Below are 17,714 nucleotides of genomic sequence, written 5' to 3'. Positions count from 1 at the left end.
GCTCACTGACGACGCTGTCGTAAATCACTCGTGCGACGGCCTCTCGAGCTTCAATCACCGTCCATCCTTTTCACCTGCTCGCGCACGCTCGGCTTGTCGCTGGCGGCTGCGCCTGATCAGCCTGTCCCGGTTGGCTTCTCCCTGGAAGAGTTCGTCGGTGACGGCGGCTTCGATGTCGAGTGGGGTGCCGGCGAGCTGGCTCTGGGCGATGTCGACGAGGAACTGGTCGAGGGCGACCCGGATCAGCTCGGACCGAGTGGTTTCGAGCCGCTGTGCCAGTCGCAAAAGCCGGTCGGCGGTCTCCTCGTCGAGATGCATGCGCATCAGCACCGGGAAACGTGGCCGGGTGGCACGGTTGCGTGCGCGTTCGGCGACGATCGCGGGCAGCGCGTCCTGGTCGGCGAGGAGACGACGAATCGCCACGCGGACCACCCCACTACGGTGTCGCGTCCCGAAAGGCTCCGCGATCGCGATCAGCGCCCGGTTCGCATCCTCGGAGAGGTAGATGATGATCGCGGGCCCGACACGGACGCGGCCCATCTGGGTTGGCCACTCGTCGACCGGAAGCTCGTCGTCCTCGAGAGCGTCGGGGTCGGTCATGCCTCCTCCGGAGGCTGCCCTCCGCCGGCGTCGTTGCGTGCGCGGGCGGCGTTGTACTCGTCGAGGACCTGGTCGATGGCGCCGGTCGGTGGCCGAAAGTCGGGGCCCTCGGAATCGCGCAGGCGTCGACGGACGTCGGCCAGCATCTCGAGCTCGCGCCGCAGCCGTTCCTCGTCGGGCAGGTCTTCAGTCACGGAGCGCCACTCTATGCGGTCTGGGTGGGGCCGAGCAGCGCAACCAGGTGCTCGCGGGCCTGGCTGAGCGGGCTTCCCTCCCCTACCTGCTCGCGCGGTCGGACCGGCCTCATCTGGTACGAATAGCCGGGGCTTCGACTGGGGGACGAGATGCACGATAGGCAGGGCGGCGGCGGTGACGCACGCACACACGCGCTCTGGGCAGACGGGATCGAACACCTCGAGGACTTCATCGCCGAACACGGCCACACCCGCGTCGTGGCCGGGTTCGTGTGCAGCGACGGAATGCGGCTCGGCCGATGGGTCAACAAGCGCCGCGACGACCGCCGCCACGGCGTCCCTTCGCTCACAGACGAGCGGATTGCGCAGCTCGACGCGCTCGGATTCGTGTGGGATCCGCCGCAAGGCCGGATCACTGCGTCCGCCAAGCAGTGGGTGGTAGGACTCGCGCATCTCGAGCGGTACGTGGCCGTGCACGGCCACGCCCGAGTTCCGTACGCGTGGGTCAGCGAGGACGGATTCGCGCTCGGTTGCTGGGTGAGCAATCGGCGCCGCGATCGACGCGACGACGCCCGCGCCCTGACCCCGGAGCGGATCGCGAAACTCGACGCCCTGGGTTTCGACTGGGGACTGGATAGCCGCGCCACACGGCAAGATCTGTGGGCCGCCGGCATCGACCACCTCACCGATTTCATCACCGAACACGGGCATGCGCTCGTCCCCACCGACTGGACCAGCCCCGACGGCTTCGACCTCGGCGCGTGGGTGATGAACCGCCGCGCCGACCGCCGCATCGGACGGCCAACGCTGACCACCGACCGGATCGAACACCTCGAGCGCCTCGGATTCCACTGGGGCACAGCCCGCGTTCCCCCTGCACCCCGGCGGCCGAGGCGGCCGACGCAGTGGGACAACGCCGTCGACCACCTCTCGCAGTTCGTCGCCGAACATGGACATGCCCGGGTCCAACAGAAGTGGGTGTCACCTGACGGGTTCAGGCTCGGGGCCTGGGCGGCCAAGCAGCGAACCCACCGCCGCGCCGGCACACAGACACTGACACCAGCGCGCATCGCGCAGCTCGATGCCCTCGGATTCGAATGGGAGCCACCGCGCGGGCCCAGGCGTGCTCACCCCAACCCCTCGTCCGGCTGACCATCGAACCGGTCCGCCTCCAGACCGTCCTGTCGGAGCTTCCAGCTAGCGTCAGCGGTAGCTGCGAGAGGTGGGCCGCTCCTCACACGCCACAGCTGGGAATCCCAGGTTCTGGCCCGAATCCGAGGACGAACGTCCCCGGATTTGCGCAGGGACCGCCCACCTCTAGCCGGCGATTGCAGCGCGATCATTTCTTCAGCTGACGTGCACGGCAGCAGTGGGACCTGCTCAGCGTCGTCGCGCAGATCCCCTGCGACTTCGGGGTAGCAAGCGCTTCCCGGAAGGACAGGCCACGGTCCGCCTCTACGACATCGTCCGGCACCTCACACGCATTCTGCGGCCCGCCGTGCAGTCCGCCATGAACCGGATGCAGCTCTAGTGGCAGCCTCACCTGCCGTGCCCAACTGAACCCGGCAGACTAGGAAGCTCGAACAACAGGGGGAAAGACATGGACGACGTGACGAACATCGAGGCTCGCCTCAATCGTGCTGGGGTGGTTGGCGTCAAACGTGACGAACTGACCAGGATCTTGTCGACCGGTTCCCGAAGCGCCGGTGACGATCAACTGCTGGCCGAGTTCCGCGATCTCGAACATCAGGCCCCGCGCCGCCGTTGCCGCTCGTTGCCCGATCCGAATCGGGAGCTCCAGATCGCAACGGTCCTCGCAGTCATCGCCACGCTCGCTGTTCTCGTGTGCCTCCCCATCATCCTCGGTGGCGTCGTCGATGACTGACGTGTTGACCGGCGACCCGCTGGGGCCTGAAGACGAACCCGGATCCGAATGGACCGCACCGGATCTGGATCCCGAGGCGCACTTGCTGTGCGCCGCAATGTGGTCCCGAGACGTGGGTGAATTGCGGTTCGTGACCAGTCTCGTTCGGGAGGACGACTTCCTGCAGCCGTTCCACCGGCCGATCTACGCCGCCATCCACGACGCCGTCACCCATGACCGACCGCACGATCCCGTCAGCATCGGTGCCGAACTCGCCCGGGCCGGCACCGACCGGGTCCCCCAGGCCGTCCACCAGACCCATCGCACCGTCCTCACGCTCGGCAGCTCCGCCGGCGCCGTCCGGCACTACGCCGCGACCGTCGTGGCCGCCGCCTACCGGCGCTCTTTTCATGAGCTCGCCGGGATCATGCGGCACGCCGCCGAAGCCGCGGCCGAGGATGAGCTGTTTCCGATCCTGGTCGAACTCGGCACCCGGCAGCGCGCCGAACTACGCCGGCTCACGACCCTCCGCAGCGGCGAAGCTCGGACGCTCTAGTTTTTGCGGGCCATGACGTGGTGGCGCCTCTGCATGCACCACGGAGCGATACACGGGCGCCGAGAGCGCTGACTTGTCGAAGCTCAGTGCCGAATCGCTGACCTCCTCGAACGAGGACTCGAGGTTCATGGGACGAGCGCCTCGATCTCTTCGATGACGATGTTGCTCGAGAACTTCCGTCGCACGAGCTGGTAGAGGATGGGGCTCAGCACCAGCACGACGCCCAGCACACGCGCAGCCACCAGTGCATGGTCGTCTTTGACGGTGTAGTCGCCGGGAAGGCCGAGCAATGCCGCCAGCAGCTGACCGTCGACGTTCACCCGGATGTCGGATGACGCCGCCTTGACACCAAGACTGATGAACCCGATCAGGACGAAGCCGTACAGCCCGACGATGAGCCTGCCGTAGCCACCCTTGCCCCGGGTAGTGACCAGCTTCACCACACCGCGGATGAAGAGCTCGACGGGGACGAGGACGAGCATGGCGATGATCAACCCGGCAAGGGCCGCGCCATACGCCAGCATGGTGAAGAGCGGGACGGCACCGAGGGCGCCGCCGATCTCCGGGAGTGAGAAGGCCGGCGACAGGAGCCAAGGAACCATCACCAGGACGGTGGCTACAGGAAGAATCCAGATGAACGACCACCGCGGTCGCCTGTCTCGATTCGCATACTCGTAACGAACGGCGACGAGCGCTGCTCCGGCGACACTCGCCATCGCGCCGAAGAAGGCGACGGTCGCATCGATAAGGCCCTGGGTGCCGTCGAGGGGGACGAACAAGAAGAAGACGAGCGTCACGGCGAGGGAGACACAGAAGAGGATCGCATCGAACAGTCGGCTACCTGGGCGGTTACTCACTGTGCGGAGTGTATGGGGCACCTCATACATCTAGTCGAGTCGTGCACTTCGAGCCGGGAAGTGCAGGTCTGGCACCTGCTAGGTACGACCGGTACGATAGGTACACACTACTTCGAGTAGAGGCGAGGATGCGATGAGCATCGAGCCTGACCCCGTCGCCCGGCATGAGGCGGACGCCGTCGCGACCCTGATGCATTCGCTCCAGACCTGTGGGGTGCGCCGCGGCACTGGGGCCCTCCTGGCGGACTGGCGGAAGGCGCGGGCCGCGTCAGGCCTGGGTAGGAACTACTTGATCCCCGCCCGCGCCTGGCAGGTACTCCATCTTGGTGCTGGGGCGCAGGACAGCCAGGACAGTGAGACCCCAGTCGCGGCCGTCGCCGAGCTCGCCGCCGAAACCCTGTCAGCGCCGGAGCGGCTGCAGCTCGCACAGTTCCTCCTCGCCACCGTCGCGACCGACGTGGAGGATGCACCTGGCACCACTGTCACCGTCACCGCAACCGCCGGCGCCTCGGCATCCAGGCCGGAAAGCACGCGGCAGGCAGACCTAAATGCCGCCAAGAAGTCGATCCTCGACTCCCTTGAGGTGATCGACTCGACGGAGGTCGCCCGGATCCTGGCGCCTACCGGCATGGCGGTCCGCAGCGTCGCCCAGAAGCGCCGCGCGGCCGGCGACATCATCGGCCTGCCGGTCGGCACCCGCCCGAACTACCTGTACCCGGTCTTCCAGTTCGACACCCAGCGTCACAAGATCCACGACGTCGTCCGCCACGCGAACCGACGCCTCTACGTCAACAAGGACCCCTACGACGCTGCGAGCTGGTGGTTGACCGCGGTCGACATGCTCGACGGGAACAGCCCGCTCGAGGACCTCGAAGCGGGACAGCTCACCGAGATCGCCGTCGACAACGTGATCGACGACGCCCGGCAGCGCACGTGAGCCGGTGAGGAAGTGCAACGGAGCACCCGCGCACACGGACACGGACACGGACACGGACACCATCGAGGCGGGGACGGAGCTGTGGCGAGTCCATCGCACCGACAGCGAGCACCCGGCGAACAGCTTCACCCTCGCTGGCATCGCGCCGCTGGACAACGGGCTCGCGGTGAACACCAGGAAGGAACGGAATCCTAGACAGGGCCGGTTCGAGCCGGTCCACGACGAGACCGTTTGCCCCCCGGAGGAAAGGGGCTGGGCGGATACGTGTACCTCGGACTCTCGGTCGCCGTAGTCGTGGCGGAGGGCATCATCCGCGGGACGGACATCCCGAAGACCGGCCTGCTCGGGTTCGGGGCGATAGCCGCCAGGCCTCGATCACGAGGATGACGCTCGGTGAGGACGTCGCGATCGCAGTCCTCGGCACCCAGACCGGACTCGCCGCGATCAACCAGGACAACTTCCTCGTCGCCAGCACCAGGCGCGACTACAGGGAATCCAGGATCACGTGCACGGAGATCCTGGTGAGCACTCTGGACGCCCGCGGGGTTTGGTACCCGTGCCGCCCCGGCAAGGACGAGCGCGCACTGATGCTCGTCGATCGGTGCCGGCCGCTCCCCCTCGACATCGTCTACACCAGCGATCTCTCCGTGCCCGGCTGGGGCCAATATGTCGTGACCAGGGCACTCCGCGAGCAGTACGGGCTGAGTATCAAGCTGTCCTGACGGACGTCCGCGGGTCGAACTCTTTCCGAGCGGAGACGGCATGATGAGGCGAGCAGGCACATACGCGCACCAAACACAGAAGGCCTCCCCACACAAGCCGAAACCCCGGGCCCAGCAAGGGTGGCCCAGGGTCTCCCTCCGACCCGCGACCGGACGGGGCGATTTTCCTCGTCGCAGGCGACAAGGCCGGGCGGTGGGAGAAGTAGTACAAGGTGAACATCCCCGTCGCCGATGACCGCTTCGACGACCATCTGGACCGACTGGAAGGGAAGTGAGAACGATGGCAAAGAGCATCGACGACATGCTGGCCAAGAGGCCAGTCGACCGCGCCGCGGTCGACACACACAAGGCCCGGATGCTCGAACAGGTCCGCGCCCACCGACTGCAGGAACTGCGCAAGTCACAGGCACTGACGCAGAAGCAGTTGGCCGAGCGCCTGGGAGTGGGTCAGAACCGTGTCTCGAACATCGAGCGCGGCGACCTGGCGCACGTCCAGCTCGACACGCTGCGTCGCTACGTCGACGCCGTGGGCGGCACGCTGCGGGTCGAAGTCGAATTCGGCGACGACCGATTCCAGATCGCCTAGACAACGAAGGACCGTCACACATGACAGATCGCACACGCCTCTGGCGAGCCATACACAAGTACCAGACCAAGGAAACCGACCCCGCCGATGGCTCAGACAGCTTGCAGAACAGTCGTTGTAGTCCGTCGGAACGCCCTGGTGGGCCGAGCCTGACTGGCTCGGCCCACCATGTGTGGGGATCCGCTGTTCAGGAAGTGATGTTGATCGGGCCTGGTGTCCACAGCCCGGATCGGGTCACGGTGGCGGTGTGGATCTGTGCCGGTGCCGCTTCCCGGTCGATCGGCACGAACTGTTCGATCGAGCCCCAGTCCCGGCCCCAGTCGTGGGCCAGGTACGAGGGGATCGTGCGGGCGCCGAGCAGCAGTTGTGTCCAGCCGAGCGGGCCGCCGCCGTAGTGGTCCTGCCACAGTCCGGTCACCACAGCCCCCGGCCGGTCCGGTGAGATCCGGTACTCGGGAAGCTCCGCGACACCGTTGGCGTGGAGCATCTGGTGCTGACAGGGGAAGTTCAGGCCCACGGCCCAGTCCAGGAGCACCGGGGTGTCGTGGCCGAGGGCGTCCTGCAGAGTTCGCGTCTGGGGCACTCGGGGTGGAGTGAACGCGAGCCACTGGTCCTTTTGGATGTCGTTGTCGGCGGCGACGATACGAACGACATTCGCCTCGGAAGGCAGCTGGTCGAGCGGCACCCGCAGGTTCCGCCAGGACGGTGTCGGACCGATGTCGAGCGGCACGGCCGATCCCAGGGCCGTCACCGTGTTGCCGACACCGATAGTGCCGTATTCGAGTACGAGTTTCTGCCCGTAGGTTTCGATGCCGTCCGCGTTGACGGAGCGGATCCGGCCGGCCGCGGAGATCGACACGATGTCGCCGCGTGAACCGTAGGTGTCGGCGTCGGGCAGCCGGTACCAGTCGGTGGTGACCGCGGCGGCGCCCGGACTTTCGAAGCTTCCCAGGACCGGTGTGGTCGCCGGGTTCAGCCCGAATGGCAGGGCCACGGTACTGCCGTTGACTCCTTCGCCGCCGAGGCCGCCGCCGGTGCCCGCGGTTCCACGGGAGATCTTCTGGTCGGCATTGGTGCGGTCGACAGTGTTCGCGGTACCGGAAGCGATTTCCTCCTGGTCGGGAGTGAGGTCCGGTGCGACACCATTCGGGGTGAATGCGTCGCCTCCACCAGCCGACAACGCGGTGCCGATGTTGCCGGACAGTGGTTGCAGCATCGACGCGTTGGGGTCTGTCTCGAGCAGGACGTCGTTGGCGAGTCCGCACGGCGACCCGGTGAGCGCGTCGATGTTCGATCGAGCCACCGAGTACGCCGGATATTGGGAGATGGCGGCCTTGGCGAACGACAGGACCTCAAGCAGCACCATCGCTGCCGCGGCAACTGTGAGTGGCGGAATGGCCCACCAGCGGGACGGTGTCTCGGTGCGAGTGGAGGCGACCGGGTGGATGTGGAACCACGCGGCCACCGCCAGCAGCATGGCGGTCACGGCGAGGAAAGTCACCGCGAACCCGTGTCCGGCGATGGACGGGGGCTTGTCGAACCATGGCACGCCCCAGCTCGACAGGTACCACCATTCGTTCCTGCCGGCGAAGGAGATCGCCACGACTCCCGTTACCGCGGCCGCGAACAGGGCCCGGTTGCGGCGAGACCGCAACACCGTCGGCGCTACCGCGACCGCCGTGACGATCGCGACCGAGCCGGCCAGGCCGGCGTAGATCCCGAAGTGATGGGTCCATTTGGTGGGAACGAACGTCATCAGCACCATGGCGCCGATGGTGGTGCCGACGATCCGACCTGCCGGCCCTCGCGCGGTGTCGGGGATCCGGCCGCCGCGCCGGAGGAGCGCCGCGATGACGACGATCAGGCAGAGCACCATGGTGAAGACCGCGAAGCGGCGTGCCAGAGACCCATCGGCGCCGTCCTGCATGAGCCACTGGTAGCGCAGGTATTCGTTGAACCATGGTTCTTTGGGGCTGATCGCGTGCACGCGTTGCATCTCCCGCACTGCGGCGAGGGTTTGGTCCGAGAACACGACGGCGAGGATGACCAGACCCGCCGAAGCCATCGGCAGCAGCAACGCTGCATAACCAGCGACGCGGGCACGATCGGCGACGGTGCGGGCGACCGGCCGGGCGCCGGCGATCAGTGCGGCGAAGCAGATGATGCCGGATGGCCCGGCCGTGATCGTGACCGCGCCGATCAGGATCGCCGCCGCGGCGGGCAGCAGCCGCCGGGTGGCGATGGCGCGTTCGACCGAGCACCAGGTCAGCAGCACACCTGTCGCGACGATCGGTTCCGGGCGCAGCCCGTTGTTGAGCGGGAGCCAGAACGCGAGGAACATCAGTGCGCCGGTCCACAGCGGCAGCGACGTTCGGCGTACCGCCACGCCGAGACGCGGGGCCACCTCTCGGCTGATCAGCCACCACGAGAGGATTCCCGCGGCGAGGGCGGGCAGGCGCATCCACACGCTCGCCGTCGAGACGTTCGTCACCCAGGCGAGGATGTCGTAGTACGGGGTCCCGAAGGGTGCTTCGGGCACGCCGAACCAGCGGAAGTAGTTCGCCATGTACCCGGACTCTCCCGCGGCGCGGGCCATTCCGAGCTGATAGCCGTCATCGGAGGTGTTCGCGCCGATGACATGCCACAACACGAGGGCACCGACCACCACCGCATCGATGCGGGTGAACGACCACCACGACCGAGGAAGGAACCTGCGCGAGCGACGCCCATCAGCGGCATCGAGCCGGTGCAACGACCACAACGCGAGGGTGGTGGCCAGCACCGCCAGCACCATCGCCGCCAGCTTCACCGCCGTCGGCGACGTCGTGAACCGGGTATCGAGTGTCGCATCGACCCGCAGCCGGTCCGGCGCGGCACCATCGAAGTCCGAAAAGACACCGACCATCTGCGGGCGCAGATCGCGATCGAACACCTGCTCCGTGTCGCCGCCACCGCTGCCGGTGACCGTGGCGACGGTCCGGGTCGGAGTCGACGAAATCGACACCGCGCAGTCCACGCCGGACAGCAATGCGATCGGCGCGGACACCAAAATCGTGTTCCGGGCAACCACTTCCAGTTGTTTAGCAGAGCCGTCGGGTTTGATCACCCGAGCGGTCAGAGCCCACCGGTCCGGCTCAGCCGCCCCGATCGGCGCGGTCGAGACGAGGACCCCGCCTCCCGCGGCGGCCAACTCCCCGACGGCCGCACACGGAATGGTGATCTCGAGATCGGTCGGCGTGTACGACACGAGTGGCGCCGTGATGCCAGCGGCCGAACCGCTCTGAGGCCACGAAATTTTCGCTTCGGTCTGCTGCACCGGCAGAAACGGGACCGCGATCGCCGCAAGAATCCCCACCACCGCACTGACCACCGCGACCACTCGCAGGTGGCTCGGATCGGGTCGCCCTGGGGGCGGTCTCCCGTCGCATCGATCGCTGTCAGGGGTCGGTATCGGCGGTCCAGCCGCCGTTCTGGTGTCCGTCACGGCAAGCGAGCCTAGCCACCCGCCGTAGTGGCGGAATCGACATCGTCTTGACCTGCGTCGAAGCCGATTCGCCATCGTCCTGAACCGACGAACAATGATCACTCACGAATCGGCGCGATACCCAAGAGTGGTGCGGGCCGATGCTTCCCGCATCAACCCGCACCACCGTCGGCAACCCAGTGGTCGAGTGAGAGCCAACTCGACGAACACAGAGGAACCCTCCGCGGCCGGCTCGCACGGTCGGACTGACCTCATCTGGTACGAATAGCCGGGGCTTCGGCTTGGGGGCGAGATGCACGGTAGGCAGGGCGACGGCGATCCACGCTCCCGCGCGCTCTGGGCAGGTCGGACTCGCGCACCTCGAGCGGTACGTGGACGACCACGGCCACGCCCGGGTTCCATACGCATGGTGCGTCGCCCGCTGAGCGGCAGCGAGGACCGTGTTCGATCGGGCTCGGCGTTCACCAGGTTCAGTCAACCGGCTCACGTCTCGGTCCGCGTGGCGGCTCCAATTCGAATCCGAGGACGTCGAGCTGGGCGATGCGCGCGGAGGTGAGGGTCGTTGTGCCGGAGCGTCGTTCGTATCGCCGTCGGCCCGCCCAGGCCCCAAGCCTGAATCCGTCCGGGGAGACCCACGCCTGGGGTTTGCGTGCGTGTCCGTGGTCGGCGACGAACTGTGCGAGGTGGTCGACGACGTTGTCTCACTCGTGAGATCGCTGCGGTCCATGTTGCCGATCGCCAACAGTTGCCGTCCGTCGCCGACACTCGGCGCCGGGTGATCCGCCAGGCGATCGTCTACCGCGACGACGCCGACTCGCTTCTCGCCAAGTCTGTACGCCTCACCGACTCGCACGGACACTCGTGGTCACTGATCGGGTCCAGCTCGGCCTCTCCGCGGACACCACTCGATAGCGCGGCATACTCAGGGGAGGTTCGGCGGGCGGCAACGAAAGCTCGCCCCCGCCGAGGCACATCACCCGCGGGTCAGGTTCACGACACACGTGTCGACGGCTTGCACACGCTCATCGCCCGCCGAAACACGCAGTGGTGCATCGCTCGCCTTCGGCCACTCCGAGCCGTTCCGTGCTCCACCGGTCGACGAGTACACGGTTTCACCGTCAATTACCCACACATCGGACCGGTTGACCATCTTCTCGGCACTATCGACGGTCGTGGCGCCGAGGAACGTCAAATTCCCATCGACAATCACGGTGCCGTTGATGAGCTGCTGGCCGCCCGTGGCCAGGCCCGCCTCGACAGCTGCCACGACCGCAGGATCAGCAGGTGCGCACCGAGGATCTGACTTCGCGGCGGCAGGCGCGGCGGCCGGGACTGAGGTCGACAGAGCGGCCGGGGCGCTCGTCACTGCACTCGACGGTGCCGCCGAGCTGGTCGACGCCGCAGTCGTCTCCTCGTCAGAACTCGAGCAGGCACCGAGAAGCAACGCGGCAGAGGAGACAGCGACAACAGCAAGGGTTCGTTTCACCCCGCATTCATATATCAGGACGCGCGGCCGGTTTCGGCCGATCCTCAGCCCACCTCTTGCCACCCAGATGCGCCTGGACACGCCGTTCCAGTGCACGGCATCGAAATCGATGGGCGACTGCCGCAGCCACCCGGCGGAAGCGATGATGGTTCTGCTCGTCCGGTTCAGCGATCACTGCTTCGAAGCCCCGTGATCGGAGATGGGTCCGGTTCACTTTTCGACGAGGGGGCTGGTGACCGAGAACGGCGTCCGGTCGGTTCCGGGATGGGCCGGCGCACCGCCGGTACAGGATCAGGATCGGGAACATCGGCGAGTCACCGGCCTAACTAGGCCCGATGATGGGGACAAGCGTCCGCTCCTGCCCATCGGTGAGCTGGCGGATCTTCGCGCCGGTCTTATCGTGCGCCCGACCGATTCCGTGGCCAGTCGGCTCGAGGAGAAGGTTCGTGTACGTCGACAGATCCGGGCGAGGTGGTGCCGTGCTGGTGGGCTCGGCAGGGTGACGAGTCCGCCGAAACTGTTCAGTCGACCAGCCCGTGCGCGTTCGCGTCCGCCAGCGGGTCAGCGAGGATCTCGTCCCGTCCAGTCGCCGTCGTAGCGGCGATGCCGTTTCCAGATCGTGTGCCACGGAAGGGAATCCGCGCGAATGTCCCGCCATGCGAACCCAGCCCGGTAGCAGTGACGATGCACTTCGCGAACTGACGACCTTCTTCGTCCCACGGGTATGGGGGCTATCTGTTCCGGAGGAAGCAAACGGCTCGATCAACGACCACGGCTGATCGATCAGATACTCGGTGCTCGACAGACCGATCAGTGTCGCGTACCGGCTACACACTTGGGAGGCACGCCAGTCCTCATGCCTTTATTCACCGACGCCGGTCGCAATAACAGGTTGGTGCACAATCGAGGCCGCGATAGCGGCGGCGGCCGACTATCATACGGTAGCGTGGTCGTTGGAGGGTCCGTCATCGACAACCACATCAGTGGTCCACCGTCGCATTCCGTCCGATGGCGGGCCCTTCCAACCTCCCCACACCAAATCCGCGTCGTCCCTGCGGAGATGGCGTCCGCCGTGATCAACCTCTCCATCGCCAACATGGACTTCATCGATTTCGTCGAGTCCGCCGGACCGGACGGCGTCTACCGGTCCTTTTTACAGAGCTGGACGTCGGCGCCGGATCGGGCCGTAGTGCGACAGCGAACGACTGATTCCAGCCTCACTGTTCTGACTAGTCCAGAGAAGTCGTCCTCGCCCACGCGATGAGGTGACCTGGAACACGGACGTCGAGCACGAGCCCTTCTGCTCGGACCCGCACCCGCCCGGGTCCGATACCAGTTCATCCGGCCCTACACGCCACGCCACAACGGCAAAGGTCAAACGCTACAACCGGATCCTCGCCGAGGAGTTCCATGCCATTCACCCTTCGCCTGCGCGGGAACCTGTTGTGGTGCAACAACCACCATATGTTTTGGGAAGTCGAGAACCACGCCAGAAGGTGTGGTCGTCTGGGATTGGGCGGTCACCAGGTCGGGATGTCGGGGTATCCCGACCCAGTGACCGTTCGGGAGCCGCTATCGACTGTCTTCAGGGAAATCGACAGCTGCCCCATGAAGGCCACCGGATCGAGGTGTCGGGGTACCCCGACCCGGTGGCCATCGCGGAGCAGCTAGCGACAGATTTCGGGGAAGGCCGAAAGCTGCTCCAGCTCAGTGAATCCTCGGACCTCGCACATCGTTGAGCGCCGGTACTGCGAGGGCATCACCAAGAGAGCAGGTCCGGTAGCCGCGAGACCCGGTGCGACGCACTCGACGCACGGTGTCCAGCCGACGCGGGTCTGGGAGAACAACCGAGTCGGCTTGTCCTGGACAGCCATCGATGACGCCGTCATGCCATCCGCACGATGAGGAAGGGCCGCCAGCTCCGTCCCCGATGACATCGGGACCTCCTGCCCTACGCGACAGCGGAGGACCTGAGGGCCCCGTCCTATCGCGCTGCGCAGTCGATTGGGTTGTGAATCAGGACTTCCGGGCGCGTTCGGTGATGCGCGTCGCGTACGTATCCAGGGGTTCACATTCAGGTGGAGCGACCCCTCACGCTCCACCTGAATGTGAAAAGTCGCGTTCACGATTCCATCCCCCTCCCCGTTGTAGTGGTCTGCGATGTAGTGGCTGGATTGCCACCTGGCCGCCAGCGTGGGCGGGCCGGCACAGGCCGCCGATCAGATGGTTCGAACCCATGGAAGGAATGTATTTAAGACGTACAGTTTGAACTTGCAATGCAATCGCGCGTTGTAAACATCGTTTCTAGAATTGCGGCTGGAAAGTGGCACACTGACGACGGATGAACGAGGAAGATTTGTGATGCGCCTGCCGCTGCGTGGGTTCGACCATGTACGACGGCGGATCGCACGTGAAGCTGCGAAACTTAGCCACGCCGAACTGGCACGCCTAACGGGTATCGGTCCCAGTACCTACAGTCAGTGGGAACTCGGTACCTCACACCCGCGCCCGGCTCACTGGTGCGCTGCGCATTCAATCTCGGCAGAGACATGAGCGACCTTTTCGTCATTCCGCTCACAGGCATACCTCGGTGACTTGCGCGTCCGCCGGGGCTTCCTCAGAAGGACCTCGCAGACCGGATTGAAGTCTCCGAACAGCTCGTCGGCTCGATCGAACGCGGCCAAGGTGGTCTCAGCGACGAGCTTGCCGAACGCTGGGCCAAAGCCTTCTCTTACGATCTGCCGTTCCGCGCTGAGCGACGACGCGACGATCCGATCGCTGTCGAGGCCATTCGAGCGGCCCACGAACGCGTCCGCAACCGGAAGGCACGAAGAGCCCTGACACACCCCCTCAGTCTTGCTTCATCTCAACCATCAACCCCTTCCCCTCCCACTGTGCGATCGGGCTCTACCCAAGCACATCGTGTCCACCGTTGTCGCCTCTGACCTGTGGTTTCCGGTGACACAAAAACAGTGACACTCAGTGGGGCGAGTGACAATTGGTAGTGTCACAGCGAACGTTCGGAGTGTCACTTCCTAGTGTTGCGTCATGGATGAGTGGTACTCCCAGTGTCAGCCGGGGAGGGCATGGTGGCAGGGGTGCCAGACCAGTCGTTGGCGGCCTTTATCAGGGCGCACAGAACCAAGCGGAGGCTCACACAGCAGCTGCTCGCCGCCGCGGCCCACATCAGTAAGAGCTATGTGGTCAAGATCGAGGCAGGGCGCCTGGCACATCCGAGTGAACCTGTTCTCGCTCAGCTTTCGGCAGCGCTCAACCTCGACGGTGACGACAAGCAAACGCTGTACGTGCTGGCTGGTAAGCCTCCCCGAGCGAGCCGGCGTCCGACGTCACCGGACTCGGCGCACAGGCATCGGCTCTACGCAGCTTTGCTCGACGACACTCAGCCGGCCACGACCTGGAAGATGTCGGTCGACGCGCAACTGAACCTATTCCGGGCGAATACACAGTTCAGATCAAGCTTTTCAGGAGTTGATGACCACCAGACGCTGGCCGAGTGGCAGTTCCTCGATCCGCGCGCACGTCTGGTCCACGAACAATGGGAACAGCAAGCGTCGTCGACGGTGTGGTGGCTACGCCGCAGACTCGCCAGGGACCCAAACCATGATGGCCTCACCGCACAGATCGACCGACTCCACGAATCCTCCCCCGACTTCCGCCGACTGTGGGCAGACCCGACCGGCGACAGACCCCCGGCTGAGACCATGCGAATCCGCGACTACCAAACGCGAGAAGTGATCACTCTGATCAGCGCATACTTCCTCCGCCGACCATCCGACGACATCTATGTGTGGGTGGGCGTCCCAATCGATAGCTGAGCCAGCCACTCTCGCAGCAACGGATTGACCAACTCCGGATCCGTCAGGTTCGCGGCATGTGTCGCCTGGTCCACTGTATGGACCGCAGTCTCCCCTCCCAGCTGTGAGGCCAATTCCTGCACGTCGCGATCAGAGAATGCCTGATCAGCCACGCCGCGCACAATCACTGCAGGACAGGTGAGCTCACCCACCAGAGACTCAACCGAGTCATGGTCGATCAGGCAGTCAACTGCCGGTCCGAAATCCGACCAATCTCGTTCGAGCCAGCGCGCGCTCCACGGCCGCTGGTGGTCACGATCGCCACCAATCATCGTGGTGGCCAGCGTCAGTGCGATCGGCTCGAATGCAGGATGCGTCGGACCCTTGATCCACTCCGAGAACACGCGCCGATACCCTGCCCGCTCCTGATCGGTATACGCGCGCGCCGCAGTTCCGAACAACATCAAGCCGTCGCACACTTTCGGGCTCAGCAGAGCCATCCGCAGCGCGATGTATCCGCCCTGAGAGTGCCCGCCGAACACCGCACTCTCGATCCCCAGCTCGTCGAGGATTCGCAAACCGTCGCGGGCCTGGTCCCAATAGCTGTAAGCAGCGGCCGCCGTCCGGCTTTGGCCGTGATGCCGCGTGTCCCAACGGATCCACCGGTAGTCACCCAGCGCCTCTACTTGCGGATCGAACATCCGATTGTCCATGAGGAACCCGTGAGACAGGATGATGGCCCGGCCGTCGCCTCCCGAGTCCTCGTAGTAGACCGAACCAGCATCGGTCTCGACGTACGGCACGTAAGCCCCCCATGTTGTAAACCGCACTCGGTGCGTCATCCTTCTCAGTCTGCGCAGGTCAACCTACCAGGCAACACCCAAACTTGGCAGACAGAAGCTCCCGCTGTCAGTCGAGCTGGTCGCGCGGGAGTTGCGTGGCAAACCCGAGTACGACAGCCTGGCAGCGCTGGACCGTGTCATGCAGGTGCTCATCAGCTGGGCGCAACTCACGGCCGCAAGACCTGGGATGAAACTGACGGCACCTACTGACCTGGACTCCCTCGTGGACGAGGCTCACAACGAACGGGACGTGGTGCTCTTGACCTAGAACTTAGTCGGGGTTCCGCACCGCCCGTGAATTCTCGGTGGGTGTCGGATTGGCTTGCATACCGGGAGAACTCCCGGATCGTGCGCGTCACCGTGGGCGCACTCCCCGACCGCTTGACCGTCTCCGCTGACGGTGTCGACACCGATTGCATCCACATCGACCGCGGCCTGAGCGGCACCCGCTCCGAGCTGCCCGCTCAAAATGGAGCGGCTGCGCCTCTTGCCGTTGTGGCGCGGCGTGTAGGACGTCGGTCGTGCCGGTAATACTGTCCACTTAACGCTTCTCCTGCATGAAGGCAGGAGATTTCACGCTCAGACCGCAACCGGACCATCCACCCGAGGGAGGCGATCTGACTGTCTGATGTCGTCGACACGTGTGTGGCCGCGTTCTGCCACAGCCAGGATCATCCCGGCAGCGTTCCGATCCCGACCTGCGGTGTGTCCGCAGGCCGTGCACCGGAAGGTTCGTTCGCCGAGCCCGAGTTGCTGGTGGGCTCTCGCGAAACAACCCGAACACGTCATCGTCGTGTAGGCGGGCCGCACCAGCACCACCCTCTGGCCGGCCCGCACACCACGCTCGAGAAGTTCTCGTTTCGCCGCGCCGATCGCAGCATCCGCGGCCCTCCGGGCCATCGTGGACTTGGCGAGGAAGACCGGTCTGAAATCCTCCGCCGCGATCAGGTCGTGGCGTTCGACGACCCTCTTCGCCCACACACGGGAGTCGTGTTGGGTCTGGCGAGCGGCCCTCTTGTGCAGCCTCGCGGCCTCCCGCCGCGCACGCTGATAGCCCCGCAACTGCGGGCCGCGCTTGCCGCTGTGGCGGCGCGCCATCTTCCGTTGCGCCTTGGCCACTTCTGCGGCGCACCGTTTGCGGTGCCCAAGATAGGGAAGATCAAATTCGCTGTCCGTCGTGGTGGCGGTGCAGGCCACACCCCAGTCGACACCAATCCCGGCCGTGGCCGTCGGTGCGGCGGTTACGTCGCGGCGGACGACGAACGAGGCATACCAGTGCCCCAGCGCATCCTGCGTGATCCGGACACTCGTCGGCTCTGACGGCAACTCCCGCGACCACACCACCGGCACCGAGACACCCTTCGGCAGCACCAGGCGGCCGTCGCGGATCCGGAACCCACGCCGCGTGGAATCGGTCGTCGCCGAGTTCGACCTCGACCCGCTGGTTCCCCCGGATGGTCGTTCAAGCAGAGACCAACGGGATGATGGCTTCCAGCTGGGGCGCGATGCGCTCGCGCTCGACTTCGATGTCGTGGCGGTCCTGCAGGTTCATCCAGAACCGCTCACTGGTCGAGAAGTACCGCGCCAATCGTAGAGCGGTATCTGGGGTGATGCGGCGCTTGCCGTGCACGATCTCGTTGATACGGCGCGGCGGAACGTCGATCGCGACGGCAAGGTGGTGCTGCGTGATTCCGAAGGGCTTGATGTACTCCTCGTTGAGGATCTCGCCCGGTGTGATGATATCGAACCGTGGCGCATTCTGGGCGTTCAT

Annotated in this window: 18 protein-coding genes and 1 pseudogene; 10 read left to right on the top strand and 9 right to left on the bottom strand. The window is 65.5% G+C overall.

Annotation, left to right across the window (positions count from 1 at the left end; all coding sequences use genetic code 11):
- Window positions 1–54: 54 nt before the first annotated feature.
- A complete protein-coding gene (locus ABTV10_RS25200; protein WP_499035598.1) occupies window positions 55–600 on the bottom strand; it encodes a ribbon-helix-helix protein, CopG family in 546 nt (181 codons plus the stop codon).
- A complete protein-coding gene (locus ABTV10_RS25195) occupies window positions 597–794 on the bottom strand; it encodes a hypothetical protein (RefSeq protein ID WP_499035596.1) in 198 nt (65 codons plus the stop codon). Before ABTV10_RS25195 ends, ABTV10_RS25200 begins: the two co-directional genes overlap by 4 nt.
- 150 nt (window positions 795–944) lie before the next feature.
- Here ABTV10_RS25195 and ABTV10_RS25190 point away from each other — a divergent pair, with 150 nt between their 5' ends.
- The 3 genes from ABTV10_RS25190 (at window position 945) to ABTV10_RS25180 (ending at window position 3,214) form a co-directional block, all read left to right on the top strand.
- Complete coding sequence (locus ABTV10_RS25190) at window positions 945–1,946, top strand: helicase associated domain-containing protein (protein WP_499035595.1); 1,002 nt, start codon at window positions 945–947, stop codon at window positions 1,944–1,946.
- A 448-nt stretch (window positions 1,947–2,394) separates the two neighbouring features.
- Window positions 2,395–2,679, top strand: a complete 285-nt coding sequence (locus ABTV10_RS25185) for a hypothetical protein (protein ID WP_499035594.1) — start codon at window positions 2,395–2,397, stop codon at window positions 2,677–2,679.
- Window positions 2,672–3,214, top strand: a complete 543-nt coding sequence (locus tag ABTV10_RS25180; protein WP_499035593.1) for a DnaB-like helicase N-terminal domain-containing protein — start codon at window positions 2,672–2,674, stop codon at window positions 3,212–3,214. Before ABTV10_RS25185 ends, ABTV10_RS25180 begins: the two co-directional genes overlap by 8 nt.
- Window positions 3,215–3,339: 125 nt before the next feature.
- On the opposite strand, the gene ABTV10_RS25175 is transcribed toward ABTV10_RS25180, so the two are convergent.
- A complete protein-coding gene (locus ABTV10_RS25175; RefSeq protein WP_499035592.1) occupies window positions 3,340–4,071 on the bottom strand; it encodes a hypothetical protein in 732 nt (243 codons plus the stop codon).
- A gap of 133 nt (window positions 4,072–4,204) precedes the next feature.
- Between ABTV10_RS25175 and ABTV10_RS25170 the strand changes: the two genes are divergently transcribed.
- From ABTV10_RS25170 to ABTV10_RS25160, 3 genes are all read left to right on the top strand, one after another.
- Window positions 4,205–5,008 carry a hypothetical protein gene (locus ABTV10_RS25170; RefSeq protein WP_499035591.1) on the top strand — a complete coding sequence of 268 codons (804 nt, stop codon included), beginning with the start codon at window positions 4,205–4,207 and terminating at the stop codon, window positions 5,006–5,008.
- A gap of 383 nt (window positions 5,009–5,391) precedes the next feature.
- Window positions 5,392–5,730 (top strand): hypothetical protein, encoded by a 339-nt coding sequence (locus tag ABTV10_RS25165; protein WP_499035590.1) that lies wholly within the window; start codon window positions 5,392–5,394, stop codon window positions 5,728–5,730.
- Window positions 5,731–6,010: 280 nt separating this feature from the next.
- The gene (locus ABTV10_RS25160; protein ID WP_499035589.1) at window positions 6,011–6,316 is read left to right on the top strand and encodes a helix-turn-helix domain-containing protein; all 306 of its coding nucleotides are present in this window, start codon (window positions 6,011–6,013) and stop codon (window positions 6,314–6,316) included.
- 187 nt (window positions 6,317–6,503) lie between these two features.
- On the opposite strand, the gene ABTV10_RS25155 is transcribed toward ABTV10_RS25160, so the two are convergent.
- From ABTV10_RS25155 to ABTV10_RS25145, 3 genes and pseudogenes are all read right to left on the bottom strand, one after another.
- Window positions 6,504–9,875 (bottom strand): arabinosyltransferase domain-containing protein, encoded by a 3,372-nt coding sequence (locus ABTV10_RS25155; protein WP_499035587.1) that lies wholly within the window; start codon window positions 9,873–9,875, stop codon window positions 6,504–6,506.
- A 395-nt stretch (window positions 9,876–10,270) separates the two neighbouring features.
- Window positions 10,271–10,480, bottom strand: a pseudogene (locus ABTV10_RS25150) (helicase associated domain-containing protein); the annotation flags it as partial.
- A 293-nt stretch (window positions 10,481–10,773) separates the two neighbouring features.
- Window positions 10,774–11,067, bottom strand: a complete 294-nt coding sequence (locus tag ABTV10_RS25145; RefSeq protein ID WP_499035586.1) for a hypothetical protein — start codon at window positions 11,065–11,067, stop codon at window positions 10,774–10,776.
- 943 nt (window positions 11,068–12,010) lie between these two features.
- Between ABTV10_RS25145 and ABTV10_RS25140 the strand changes: the two genes are divergently transcribed.
- The 4 genes from ABTV10_RS25140 to ABTV10_RS25125 all read left to right on the top strand — a co-directional run bounded on the left by ABTV10_RS25140 (window position 12,011) and on the right by ABTV10_RS25125 (window position 15,122).
- Complete coding sequence (locus ABTV10_RS25140) at window positions 12,011–12,550, top strand: DUF6924 domain-containing protein (RefSeq protein WP_499035585.1); 540 nt, start codon at window positions 12,011–12,013, stop codon at window positions 12,548–12,550.
- Window positions 12,551–13,647: 1,097 nt separating this feature from the next.
- Window positions 13,648–13,839 (top strand): helix-turn-helix domain-containing protein, encoded by a 192-nt coding sequence (locus ABTV10_RS25135; protein ID WP_499035584.1) that lies wholly within the window; start codon window positions 13,648–13,650, stop codon window positions 13,837–13,839.
- An 86-nt stretch (window positions 13,840–13,925) separates the two neighbouring features.
- A complete protein-coding gene (locus ABTV10_RS25130) occupies window positions 13,926–14,231 on the top strand; it encodes a hypothetical protein (protein ID WP_499035907.1) in 306 nt (101 codons plus the stop codon).
- 153 nt (window positions 14,232–14,384) lie between these two features.
- Window positions 14,385–15,122 carry a helix-turn-helix domain-containing protein gene (locus ABTV10_RS25125; RefSeq protein ID WP_499035583.1) on the top strand — a complete coding sequence of 246 codons (738 nt, stop codon included), beginning with the start codon at window positions 14,385–14,387 and terminating at the stop codon, window positions 15,120–15,122.
- Here ABTV10_RS25125 and ABTV10_RS25120 read toward each other — a convergent pair.
- From ABTV10_RS25120 to ABTV10_RS25110, 3 genes are all read right to left on the bottom strand, one after another.
- Window positions 15,089–15,904 (bottom strand): alpha/beta fold hydrolase, encoded by an 816-nt coding sequence (locus tag ABTV10_RS25120; RefSeq protein WP_499035582.1) that lies wholly within the window; start codon window positions 15,902–15,904, stop codon window positions 15,089–15,091. The genes ABTV10_RS25125 and ABTV10_RS25120 overlap by 34 nt on opposite strands.
- 618 nt (window positions 15,905–16,522) lie before the next feature.
- On the bottom strand, window positions 16,523–17,413 hold the full coding sequence (locus ABTV10_RS25115) for an RNA-guided endonuclease InsQ/TnpB family protein (protein WP_499035954.1): 891 nt from the start codon (window positions 17,411–17,413) through the stop codon (window positions 16,523–16,525).
- Window positions 17,406–17,714 carry a HigA family addiction module antitoxin gene (locus ABTV10_RS25110; protein ID WP_499035581.1) on the bottom strand — a complete coding sequence of 103 codons (309 nt, stop codon included), beginning with the start codon at window positions 17,712–17,714 and terminating at the stop codon, window positions 17,406–17,408. The genes ABTV10_RS25115 and ABTV10_RS25110 overlap by 8 nt, the downstream gene beginning before the upstream one ends.

The sequence above is a fragment of the Paraburkholderia sp. RHO2 genome (genome assembly GCF_050955445.1).
Lineage (GTDB): Bacteria > Actinomycetota > Actinomycetes > Mycobacteriales > Mycobacteriaceae > Prescottella > Prescottella agglutinans_A.
The sequence above is the reverse complement of the archived record's forward strand: the minus strand, read 5'-3'. Positions and strand labels throughout refer to the sequence as shown.